This window comes from Eubacterium ramulus, assembly GCF_003122485.1.
GTDB lineage: Bacteria > Bacillota > Clostridia > Lachnospirales > Lachnospiraceae > Eubacterium_I > Eubacterium_I ramulus_A.
This window is the reverse complement of record NZ_JRFU01000061.1, coordinates 82,029-92,800: the sequence shown is the minus strand read 5'-3', so window position 1 is coordinate 92,800 and position 10,772 is coordinate 82,029. Positions and strand designations below refer to the sequence as shown.

General features: G+C 37.7%; 22 protein-coding genes. All 22 read left to right on the top strand.

Features of this window, described 5'->3' with window-relative positions; genetic code table 11:
* The first annotated feature begins 116 nt into the window (after positions 1-116).
* The 22 genes from LG34_RS06115 to LG34_RS17325 all read left to right on the top strand — a co-directional run bounded on the left by LG34_RS06115 (position 117) and on the right by LG34_RS17325 (position 10,712).
* The gene (locus LG34_RS06115; RefSeq protein WP_109215298.1) at positions 117-356 is read left to right on the top strand and encodes a hypothetical protein; all 240 of its coding nucleotides are present in this window, start codon (positions 117-119) and stop codon (positions 354-356) included.
* 393 nt (positions 357-749) lie between these two features.
* A complete protein-coding gene (locus LG34_RS06105) occupies positions 750-977 on the top strand; it encodes a hypothetical protein (protein ID WP_109215296.1) in 228 nt (75 codons plus the stop codon).
* Positions 978-1,045: 68 nt separating this feature from the next.
* Complete coding sequence (locus LG34_RS16675) at positions 1,046-1,207, top strand: hypothetical protein (RefSeq protein WP_181369302.1); 162 nt, start codon at positions 1,046-1,048, stop codon at positions 1,205-1,207.
* 75 nt (positions 1,208-1,282) lie between these two features.
* The gene (locus LG34_RS16670) at positions 1,283-1,453 is read left to right on the top strand and encodes a hypothetical protein (RefSeq protein WP_181369301.1); all 171 of its coding nucleotides are present in this window, start codon (positions 1,283-1,285) and stop codon (positions 1,451-1,453) included.
* Positions 1,454-1,522: 69 nt separating this feature from the next.
* On the top strand, positions 1,523-1,816 hold the full coding sequence (locus LG34_RS06100) for a hypothetical protein (protein ID WP_109215295.1): 294 nt from the start codon (positions 1,523-1,525) through the stop codon (positions 1,814-1,816).
* Entirely contained in the window at positions 1,806-2,579 is a 774-nt protein-coding gene (locus tag LG34_RS06095; protein WP_109215294.1) for a DUF6353 family protein, read from the top strand. Before LG34_RS06100 ends, LG34_RS06095 begins: the two co-directional genes overlap by 11 nt.
* Before the next feature lie 46 nt (positions 2,580-2,625).
* Complete coding sequence (locus LG34_RS16665; protein ID WP_181369300.1) at positions 2,626-2,778, top strand: hypothetical protein; 153 nt, start codon at positions 2,626-2,628, stop codon at positions 2,776-2,778.
* Between the two features lie 36 nt (positions 2,779-2,814).
* The gene (locus LG34_RS06090; RefSeq protein WP_109215293.1) at positions 2,815-3,063 is read left to right on the top strand and encodes a DUF7678 domain-containing protein; all 249 of its coding nucleotides are present in this window, start codon (positions 2,815-2,817) and stop codon (positions 3,061-3,063) included.
* A 27-nt stretch (positions 3,064-3,090) separates the two neighbouring features.
* Positions 3,091-3,321 (top strand): hypothetical protein, encoded by a 231-nt coding sequence (locus LG34_RS06085; protein WP_109215292.1) that lies wholly within the window; start codon positions 3,091-3,093, stop codon positions 3,319-3,321.
* Positions 3,322-3,336: 15 nt separating this feature from the next.
* Positions 3,337-4,107 carry a DUF6353 family protein gene (locus LG34_RS06080; protein WP_109215291.1) on the top strand — a complete coding sequence of 257 codons (771 nt, stop codon included), beginning with the start codon at positions 3,337-3,339 and terminating at the stop codon, positions 4,105-4,107.
* A 63-nt stretch (positions 4,108-4,170) separates the two neighbouring features.
* Positions 4,171-4,440 (top strand): hypothetical protein, encoded by a 270-nt coding sequence (locus LG34_RS06075; RefSeq protein ID WP_109215290.1) that lies wholly within the window; start codon positions 4,171-4,173, stop codon positions 4,438-4,440.
* Positions 4,441-4,505: 65 nt separating this feature from the next.
* Entirely contained in the window at positions 4,506-4,700 is a 195-nt protein-coding gene (locus tag LG34_RS06070) for a hypothetical protein (RefSeq protein WP_109215289.1), read from the top strand.
* A 13-nt stretch (positions 4,701-4,713) separates the two neighbouring features.
* On the top strand, positions 4,714-5,337 hold the full coding sequence (locus LG34_RS06065; protein WP_109215288.1) for a hypothetical protein: 624 nt from the start codon (positions 4,714-4,716) through the stop codon (positions 5,335-5,337).
* Between the two features lie 30 nt (positions 5,338-5,367).
* The gene (locus LG34_RS16660; protein ID WP_181369299.1) at positions 5,368-6,015 is read left to right on the top strand and encodes a DUF6378 domain-containing protein; all 648 of its coding nucleotides are present in this window, start codon (positions 5,368-5,370) and stop codon (positions 6,013-6,015) included.
* Positions 6,015-6,227, top strand: coding sequence for a hypothetical protein (locus LG34_RS06055; RefSeq protein ID WP_109215287.1), 213 nt, complete (start codon positions 6,015-6,017; stop codon positions 6,225-6,227). The genes LG34_RS16660 and LG34_RS06055 overlap by 1 nt, the downstream gene beginning before the upstream one ends.
* A 1-nt stretch (position 6,228) precedes the next feature.
* Positions 6,229-7,158 carry a DUF6353 family protein gene (locus tag LG34_RS06050; RefSeq protein WP_109215286.1) on the top strand — a complete coding sequence of 310 codons (930 nt, stop codon included), beginning with the start codon at positions 6,229-6,231 and terminating at the stop codon, positions 7,156-7,158.
* Positions 7,159-7,251: 93 nt separating this feature from the next.
* Positions 7,252-7,482 carry a helix-turn-helix domain-containing protein gene (locus tag LG34_RS06045; protein ID WP_109215285.1) on the top strand — a complete coding sequence of 77 codons (231 nt, stop codon included), beginning with the start codon at positions 7,252-7,254 and terminating at the stop codon, positions 7,480-7,482.
* A complete protein-coding gene (locus LG34_RS06040; protein ID WP_109215284.1) occupies positions 7,479-8,228 on the top strand; it encodes an SH3 domain-containing protein in 750 nt (249 codons plus the stop codon). Before LG34_RS06045 ends, LG34_RS06040 begins: the two co-directional genes overlap by 4 nt.
* Positions 8,229-8,318: 90 nt before the next feature.
* A complete protein-coding gene (locus tag LG34_RS06035) occupies positions 8,319-8,522 on the top strand; it encodes a histidine kinase (protein ID WP_109215283.1) in 204 nt (67 codons plus the stop codon).
* Positions 8,509-9,048, top strand: coding sequence for a hypothetical protein (locus tag LG34_RS06030; protein WP_109215282.1), 540 nt, complete (start codon positions 8,509-8,511; stop codon positions 9,046-9,048). The genes LG34_RS06035 and LG34_RS06030 overlap by 14 nt, the downstream gene beginning before the upstream one ends.
* A gap of 14 nt (positions 9,049-9,062) precedes the next feature.
* Positions 9,063-9,593 carry a hypothetical protein gene (locus LG34_RS06025; RefSeq protein WP_109215281.1) on the top strand — a complete coding sequence of 177 codons (531 nt, stop codon included), beginning with the start codon at positions 9,063-9,065 and terminating at the stop codon, positions 9,591-9,593.
* A 21-nt stretch (positions 9,594-9,614) separates the two neighbouring features.
* A complete protein-coding gene (locus LG34_RS17325; protein ID WP_347486678.1) occupies positions 9,615-10,712 on the top strand; it encodes a DUF5906 domain-containing protein in 1,098 nt (365 codons plus the stop codon).
* Positions 10,713-10,772: the final 60 nt, after the last annotated feature.

The following is a 10,772-nucleotide window of genomic DNA, read 5'->3' as shown; positions in this document are numbered from 1 at the left end:
TACATTTATCACCAAAATAAAATCGAGCGCGATGGTACCCATACATGTGGCGCAGCAAGTTGTTTTAAGGTGTTGGGATAATGCATTTTTACACATATCGAAAGGAGAACATATTTATGAAACTTAATGATTACGAAATAAAAAAGAACCATGATATTTCTTTTTGTAAAAGCAGACTCAATGACGCGAATCTGCTATTTGACAGCGGGAACGTGGACGATGCAATAATAAACGTTCGAGTTGCCATTCGAGCAATAAAAGATTATCCGGACGTGGTTAAAATGTTTCTTGAAACCCTTGAAGAATCAGATTGTCCGGAATTTGTGTTATGTGTTGCTGACATATTAGTGTCATGAGATACCACTTCGAACCACCTAAAATATTTTCAACAGCTTATGGTCAAACGTACGAATGCGATCATCCAGTGTATAACAAATGTACTTTATATTTGATCGGCGATAAAGGTCTGGCAGTTATTCAACAGAAATACGTAAAAGAGACCAAAAGTACATATTGGACAAAAATAGATCCATGGCTTACCGATCAATTATATTTGCATCCTGGATTTAAGAAGTTTTTTGATGAAAGAGCTGGCGAGTGTGTAAATGATTTGTATCCAACAGTTACAATCAGACAGATTATGTGGGCTTTGAAAATGAAACCGATAAAAAGAGAGCGTTGGGAAACATGTTTCGATAGAAGGAATATTTGATTTAGATAGCTGATTATTTTTCAAGGAGGAAATTAATATGAACAAAATGATTAAAGTTTGTGTAATTGGAAGTATCGTATATGGAGTGATGGAATTTGCATATTCGTTTGGTAAAGGACGGATGTTAGGTATTTTAAAAGCTTACAACGCTTCTGCCGAAGATTGCATAGATTTATTATCTAGCGACAAACGAAAAAAAGCACGATTCATATCAAGAGTAGCTAAAAATACTGCAGAATATAAAGCTTCAAAAATCGAGTCATAGATTCGTTACTATTTTCGCATAATAAACAGTTTCTTTTATGGAATCATAAACAAAGGAGGATACTTATTATGTTCAGAAAAAAGAGAGATGCTATGGAAGCAGTTATTAAAGGTCAAAGCGATATTTTAGAAATCGTAAAGGCTCAACAGAAATCCATAGATATTTTGATTAAAAATCTGACGGATTTACAGAAAGTTTGTTTAGAACAGATTCATGAGGAGGAGGCATAAGCCTCTTCTTTTTATATTCGCGAGTCAAACACTTCCTTTAATGACTAGATGAAAAATATTAAAGGAGGTATCGTTATGATATTATTTACAATTTTAGCAACAATATTAACTATTTTGGTGGTAGCCACCGTACTAATTATTAGTGTATTTGGTGCAGTTGGTATCATTATATTTGGTGACGTTATTGTATGTATAGTGTTAATAGTATTACTGATGAAATGGCTCATTAGTAGAAAGAAAAAATAGTCAACAGAGAGAAAGGTCAACAATGGCTTTTCTCTTTTATTTTTTCAGCAAATCGAAAGGAGGAAATCTATGAATAAAACCAAAGCCGATGAAATATTGAGAACCCGTGAATACACGCTTATACTTCTGAAAATAGATGATGTGCATTTGGGATATGCAGTGTATCAAAGCACGAGCCGGAATCGTCAGGTTATATTAGAATGGTACGATAGCGAAGGTTCTGTCCGTGCCGAAACTCTTTCTACAATAACTGACATGTATGGATGTATGTTTCATAAACCAGTATATTTACCGGTTTTAGAAATGAAAGCATTTATATCAAAAATAGAACAATTCAGAAAGGGAGATTACGATGAAATCTAAAGCTTTTATCCAGAGAAATTCTGCGACCGTATTGGCTATCGCTGGAGCAGTAGGTGTAGTGGCGACTGTGATTACAACAACCAGAGCAGCACCGAAAGCTCTTAGATTACTCAAAGAGGCTGAAGAACTTGAAAAACATGAACTTACAATTTGGCAGAAAATGCAGGTAGCCATTCCGGTTTATATTCCAGTAATCTTAACCGGATCAGCTACAATATTCTGTATTCTGAGTTCAAACATCCTTAACAAAGCATCTCAAGCGTCACTGATGAGCGCGTATGCAGTATTGGATCAGTCATTCAAAGATTACAAGAGAAAACTTAAAGAATTATATGGAGAAGAAACACATGAACGTGTAATGGAATCCTTAGCAATCGAACAAGTAGATGCCCCGAGGATTACTGCGGTTTGTATGTGTGATGTTATTGATTTATCTGGTGATCCGTCATTATGCGGGCCGGAGCTATTGTTCTACGATGCGTTATCAAAAAGATTCTTTAATTCAACACTGGAATCTGTCTTATCCGCTGAATACCATACGAATAGAAATTATATTTTAGCCGGGTGTCAAGTGGTTAACGAATGGTATGATTTCTTGGGGTTGATGCATGTAGAAAATGGAAACGACATGGGGTGGGTTCCCATGGACGAGGGAGAGTTCTGGATTGATTTTAATCATAAAAAGGCAAGTCTGGAAGACGGAACACCATTCTGGATTATTGAAATCATGCAGACTCCATATCCAGATATTGATATGTTGTGATTCGCAAAAATTTCAAACACCTTAATGAAAGGAGGATGTAGACACTATGAAGAAAACAGATTGGAGTAAATTTGCTATTGTAGCGATTAATGCACTCGCAGCGATTGTAATTGGTGTGATTTCAGAGAATCGTGCAGAGAAGCAGATTGACGAAAAAGTGGAAGAGTATCTTGCTCAGAAAGAACAGGAGGAGGCTTAGGTCTCTTCCTTTTATATTTTTCAAGGGAGGAAACATATGTTGTATGAAGAAAATATAAAAATTCCGAAAAATACAGATATGGATATGGTAGACGCATATTACGTAGTAAAGGTGTTTACCAAAGGAAGTAAATTTGGAATCGGTAACGGTCGCATTCATAAGCTATGTATCAAAATTGATGGAAAAATCACAGCAAGATATGATCGAGGATGGGACATTATGCCTGCTGAAGACGACATGGCGACACAGAATCTAATTACTTTTCTTATGCTTACGTATAGCTAACAGCAAAAGAACAGGAGGAAAGACAAAATGACAATGACTGAGTTCGACAAATTGAAAATCGGAGACGAAGTCGTATTAAATGGGCATTGTAAAAGAAATGCAGGTGTCCATTGTACGGTCATAAGTATTGATGGTTTCAACAGAACCGTTGATATTCAAACCGTTAATAATGAACCGATTTATATCTCGTGTGGCAACAAAACAGGCATTAAGACGATTTGGAACACTTTTAGTTATCAATCAATAAATTTAGCGTAGAAAGGAACTGATAACATGACAAATTTTATTGGTAACATTAGAACAGGGATTAGTAAAAACAGTCCAGCACTTCTTACAGCAGTAGGGATAGGGCTTGGAATTGGGGCTACTATATCTGCGGTAACGGCAACTCCAAAAGCTTTGAGACTAATTGACGAAGCGGCTGAGATTGCTGAGGAAAATGAACAGGAATTCACCAAAAAAGATATTTTTATAGCTGCATGGAAACCGTACATACCATCATTTATTTTAGGCGGATTATCTATCACTTGCCTGATCGGTGCAAATTCAATCAATCTCAGACAGAAAGCAGCTCTGGCTACGGCTTGTAATTTGTCAAAAGAAGCTTTATTCGACTATCGACGCAGAGTTGTTGAGGAGATTGGCGAGGAAAAAGAGCGCGTGATCAATCAGAAAGCTAAAGAAGATAAAGCAAAACGGGTTGTCAAAAAAGAACCGGCTACTAAAACGATTGTTATTGGGAATGGAGATTATAAATGTATTGATGTTATTTCGAACTATCCATTCTCATCAAACAAAAACAAAATTGAAGCTGCAATTAACAAACTCAACCGTACAATGACATATGACATGTACGTCTCTTTATCAGATTTATATGATGAGTTAGGTATTCCTCACACAAAGATCAGTGACGAACTTGGATGGAATCTGGATGAGGGATTGATCGAGGTGTCGTTTGATTCCATTGTCGGTGAAGATGGAACGCCTAGTCTGGTTATGGATTATACCGTAGCCCCGAGATATGATTTCTCAAAACTTATGTAAACGCGAAAATTTCAACGTCTTTAATGACAGAATATAAAAATTATTATAAAGGAGGACATAACAATGTCAGATGAAAACAAAAAAGTAGTAGAAATGGAAACTGTAGAGGATGTAGAAGTAACTGAAGTTGCTGAAAGCAAACTTGATAAAGCAAAAGCAGGATTCAAGAAACACGGTAAAACTATCGGTATGGTAGTTGCTGGTGTAACTCTTGGAATTCTTGGATATGCTTTAGGTTCAAGAAAATCAAATGGAGGCAACTACGATTACGACGAAAATGTAGTTGACAGCTACTGCACTGTGGAAGATGTTGACGAGAGTCCAGTAGAATAATTATATTCTAGGCTGAGGGGCATACCTGTAACAAGGTATGTCTCTTTTTATTTTGGAGGTAACGTATGGCGGTATATAGATATGATGGACCGGTGATGGAGTTCGATAAGTGTATTTCAAATAGATGGCAGGGGGAAACAACCGCGTCTTCTGAGAAAAAGGCACGTAGCAATCTGGCGTATCAGTTTAAGAAATGGGCGAAGCGTACAGCCGATTCAAGAATCACATTACCAGGGAAATTGACAATTATGGAAGCGTAAAAGGAGCGTAAGTATGGATATCAATAATCTTCCAGCAAATTCTCACAGATCAAAAGAGGAGAAAGGGGAAAAAGAAAAGAAAAAAGTTGAAAAAGTTGTAACCGGTAAGGTTAAAACCAGAAAGAAAACCAAAGCTTCTAAATTTACTGATGCATTCGTATCTGAGAATTCTGGTGGCGTAATGGAGCATACAGTTATGGATATTTTGGTTCCAGCTATTAAAAATACTGTTCTGGATATAGTTTGGGACGGAATTAATATCATGTTCTTTGGTGATACAAAACCGAAAGGAAATCGTGGAGGCAACAATAGACCAAATTCAAGCTACGTTTCGTATAGATCATATTCGGATAATTCCAGAAGAGACGATCGCAGTTACACAAGAAGATCAGTGTATGAATTTGATGATATTTTACTTGAGAGTCGTGGAGAGGCAGAGGACGTATTAGACAGTCTTGATGCTATAATCGACGATTATGGTTCAGCTACAGTTGCAGATTTATACGAGCTTGTAGGAATCACCGGTAATTACACAGATAATAACTACGGATGGAAAAATCTTCGTAATGCAGATATTATTCGTGTTCATGGCGGAGATTACATGATTCGTTTCCCGAAAGTGGTACCAATTAAATAATTTATATACAAATCGAAAGGAGAAATTAGTATGAACAGAAAAGAGATTTTAAACAAGGCAGAAAGCATCATTAACGGAGAGCGTGAAGGCGCATATGGCAAACCGGAGGATAGCTTTGATCGTATTGCTCAGTTATGGAGCGTGTATCTGAACCATGATATTTCATCTGTTGATGTGGCAAACATGATGGTATTGCTCAAGGTAGCTCGTAATGCGGGAGGAGTGTATAAGGACGATAACTGGATTGATATTTGTGGCTATGCAGCTCTCGGTGGAGAAATTCAGAGCAAATTTGATTACGACGGTTTCGGACAGTTTATGAATAAACCTGTTGAAGGAACAGATGAAAATATCCTTGGCGAAGCAGGTGCAGCTGGTGACCCAAAAGGTGATGATATTCCGTATCCAGTAAACGTTATGGCGTTTGATAACCCAGTAGAGGCTGCTATCGCTCTTAATGGAATAAAACAAATTATCAAGCGCTATGGCTCATGCTCGATCAATGAATATTATTATATTTGTGGCGAATCTGGCTGGCGCGGATATATGAAAGAAAAATATGGATGGAATGATCTGCATAAATTATTATCTGGATATGGTATTGGACTTTCTGCATCTGGCAAATGGGTTCTTAAAATGCCACCAGCAGTAAAATTAGATAGGGGAGAGAACAAATAATGAATATTAAAAGAGCAGGTAAAAACATCGTGGTTGAAACCGAAAAGCCGATGACATATAGAATTGGTTTCAATGACGGCGATGAAACGGAATTGAATGTCAGCAATATGTCTGAATTAGAAGAATTGTGGTTATCACTTTGTCCGGAGTTTGGCTGTGCGCCAGATAGCGTAGATTATGTGCACAAAGTAGGTTATGAGGAGGCAGAATAAAATGAAAGCTAATATTATGAATAAAATGACAAGATCGCTTGGAAAAGTAAAACTGAAAACTATGAAATACAGCCCGGAGATTCTTTTGGTCTCCGGTATTGTTTTGGGTGTGACAGGAGCTGTAATGGCTTGCAAAGCATCTACGAAACTGAACGACATTATGGAATCTCATAAGGACGACATTGCAGCTGTAAACGATGCTGAAGAGCACCCAGACAATCTTCCCGAAGAGTATACTCCAGCTGACGCGAAGAAAGACCGTATGATCATTCGTGCGCAGACAATGGTTAAACTTATCAAATTGTATGGACCAGCAGTAGCAATGGGTACATTATCTGTAATGTCAATTCTGGCATCTCACAATATTATCAGAAAGAGAAATCTTGGACTCGCTGCAGCATACGCGTCTGTAGATAAAGCGTTCAAGGATTATCGTAAACGTGTGGTTGACAAATTCGGTAAAGATCTGGATCAGGAGCTTCGATTTGATACTCATGCGGAGGTTGTAAAAGAAAAAATCAAAGACGAAGATGGTAAAGAGAAGACTGTAAAGTCTACATACAACGTATACGATCCGGAACGATTCAGCGGATATGCAAGAGTATACGCCGAGGGTTGTAATGGTTGGACCAAAGACCCAAGCCACAATATGTGGGTTCTTAAAAGCATCCAGTCTCAGTTAAATGATCAGCTGAAACGAGATGGTTTCTTATTCCTGAATGATGCATATGAGGCTCTTGGTTTCCCTCGTACAGCAGAAGGACAGGTAGTCGGATGGCTTTATTGCGATGATAATGCTGTTGGCGATAATTTCGTTGACTTTGGTATTTTTGATGATATGTACAAAGCCAAAGAGAATTTCATCAATGGTTATGAACGCAACATCATTCTTGATTTCAATGTAGACGGACCGATTGTAAATATGATGTGAATGGCAGGTCTGAATACCACAGTATCGGGAAATAAGTATAGAGATCTCATCGATCGAAAGTAAAAATGTTTTTATCAAAGGAGGATCCATAGTATGACTGGAAGAGAATTGATTATTTATATTTTAGAAAACAATCTGGAAAATGAGGAAATATTCAGTGGCGATACGGTTAATTTACCGGGTTTACTTACGCTTGAGGAGGCGGCAGTAAAAATGAACACTGGTGTTTCCACAGTCCGAACCTTATATACACTCGGCAAGATTGAAGGTTGTCAGATTGGCGGACAAATTTATATTTGTGATAAGAGAGCGAGTAAAGTATGATATTACGAAAAATAAGGGCTTTTGCCATGGTTACTCTACTGAGTTTATCTATTTGTAGGCCGATTAATGCATCGGCAACTACAGCAGGAATATCGTTGGTAACTATCCAACTCTTAAAGCCTACATACATTGGATATACTACTGCATCTGTTAACGTTCGGCTATCTCCATCTACAGATTCTGAAATTCTTGATACTTATATTTTCAACACGCAAATTGAATATTCTGATTATGACGACGAATGGGTATCTATTAATCACGATGGTCAAACTGGATATCTATATAAAAGCTACATTTCAAAGCAGTCCTGTGCATATATTGATTATGATGCTCCGGAGACGTCCGGGTACAAATCATTCATGGATTACAATATGATCACAGACCGTAGTTCAGCTCAGTATATACTGCAGAATACTGAAGCTTACACAGGAAAATTTGGTATTCGACAAGTCGATGGACGATATTGTGTCGCCATTGGTTCGTATTTTACATCGGAAATTGGAACCTGGTTTGACTTGGTATTAATGAACGGGACAGTCATTCCATGTATCCTCGCCGATCAAAAAGATGACAATGATACCGATAGTGCTAACATTGTTACAAAACATAATGGTTGTATGTCTGAATTTGTAATAGACTGGGATAATTTGAACCGATCTGCAATGCGTGATGGAGATATTTCGAGTTGCACTGAATCTTGGAATAGCCCTGTCGATTACGTAAGGGTGTACGAAAAGGAGGATTAAATCGATGAGAAAATATACATTTGTATTTGTCACTTTAGCAAGCATATTCTTCATGGGAGGAATCGCCATATTACAAAGGGGTTGAACGGTATGGATAAAATCGAAAGGATGCTATACATGTTGCAAATGTCACTGAGCACAAGTAAGAAGCGACATATTACAGGCGGTGTATTTTTGAGTCTATCGTTATTTTTCGGTGGCCTCGCAATAACTGCTATAACATTGAAACCCGACGATAAAGAGGACGACGTAACAACACTATATAAGGAGTATGAAGAAGATGAATACATGTAAAAATTTATTGATATTTTTAGCAGGCGCAGCACTTGGAACAATTGTTACCGAACGAGTATTAAAAACAAAATATGAACAGATTGCAGAGGAAGAGATTGCATCTGTAAAAGAAGTTTATGCAAAGAAAATGAAAAAGCTGGAAGAGCCAACCGAAGGCGATACAGAACCAGAACCGACAAAAGAAGAGGTTAATCAGTATCGCGAAATGGCATCCAACTATACTAACTATTCAAAAATAAAAAAGGAGGATGAAAAAGAAGTGGTAGAAGTTTATACACCACAGGTGATTTCGCCTGATGAATTTGACACTAATGATTTCAAAACACAGACATTAACATTATACGCCGACGGCGTTCTGGCGGATGAATACGATAATGTGATCACAAATGTTGATGAGATTGTCGGTGAGGAATCATTAGATCATTTCGGTGAATACGAAGAAGATACAGTATATGTCAGAAATGAGGAGCTTGAAACAGACTTCGAGATTCTCAAGGATGACTCCAACTATAGAGATATGTTTTAAACAGGAGGTAGCCTATGGATATTAACGACGAATATTATAAATGGTTACGTTCTATCGTCGATAAGCATATACGCGATATTTCATATGGCTACCTATTGGATGCGTTATATCACAGAGAGTATGATCCAGCACTTCCAATGGATAGTAATAGAGCCGGTGACGGATTAGGGCTTCGTTACCGGTTTTCTGATTTGAAAAGATATCGCTATGAGGATGTCGAAGCTGCATTGCCAGAGACATGTTCAATGCTTGAAATGATGATTGCACTGGCCTTACGCTGTGAAGAAACCATCATGGATAATCCACAAAAGGGAAACCGGACAAAACAATGGTTTTGGCAAATGGTAGCAAGTCTTGGATTATCTTCTATGACAGATGATAATTACGATCGTAGATATGTTCGACTCATACTGAATCAATTTATGAGGAACGATTACGAGCCAGATGGTCATGGCGGTTTGTTTACAATCCATGGAAGTAAGGACGACTTGCGTAACGTTGAGATCTGGGTACAGCTTTTATGGTACCTAGATACAATTTCATGAGAGGAGATAAATTGATGTAATATGGATTTTTTTAAAATCGCAACCCGAACCAAAAAACAGGGTGTGGTTGAAATATATCCCAAATTTATCATTAATAATCGAAGCACAGATTTAATGATTCGCGGCGGAGATTTTTATGCTATTTGGGATGAAGAGAAGCATTTGTGGTCCACAGATGAACAAGAAGTTGTCAGGATTGTAGACCGTGAGATCAAAAAATTTGTTGCTGAGTACAGAGAGAAGACAACTGATTCTCTTATCCCGTTATATATGTGGGATTCTGATTCTGGTTCGATCGACTCGTGGCACAAGTATTGTCAAAAGCAGCTTAGAGATAATTTTCATCCACTTGACGAAACATTGATATTCTCTAATGTGGAAACGACCAAGGAAGATTACGCAAGTAAAAAACTCAATTACCCACTGGAACCTACAAATATAGATGCATACGAGAAACTTATCTCTACTTTATATTCTGAAGGCGAGCGGCACAAGATTGAGTGGGTTATTGGGGCTATCGTTACCGGAGCTTCTAAGACATTACAGAAGTTCATGGTGTTTTATGGAGCTGCGGGTAGCGGTAAATCAACAATCATAAATATTATCCAAATGTTATTTGAGGGTTACTATTCGGTGTTTGATGCGAAAGCATTGGGCTCTGCTAGTAACTCTTTTGCTTTGGAAGCTTTTAAAACTAACCCACTTGTGGCTATCCAACATGATGGTGACCTGTCAAAGATTGAGGATAATACAAGATTGAATAGCTTGGTTTCGCATGAACTTATGACCGTAAATGAGAAATTTAAGTCTACATATTCAAATAAGTTCAATGCATTTTTGCTTATGGGTACGAACAGACCAGTAAAGATTACAGATGGCAAATCTGGTCTTATTCGAAGATTGATTGATGTTACTCCATCTGGTAATAAACTGGGCGTTAAAGAATACATGAAAGCCATGCGAGAGATACCGTTTGAACTTGGTGGTATCGCGTGCCATTGCAGAGATGTATATTTAGAAGATCCGGGTGCGTATGATACTTACGTTCCGATTGCAATGTTAGGAGCTTCCAATGATTTCTACAACTATGTAATTGACTCATATCATGTGTTTAAATGAGAAGATGGAACATCTCTTAGATCTGCTTGGGAAAGATACAAGACATATTGCGAAGAAGCT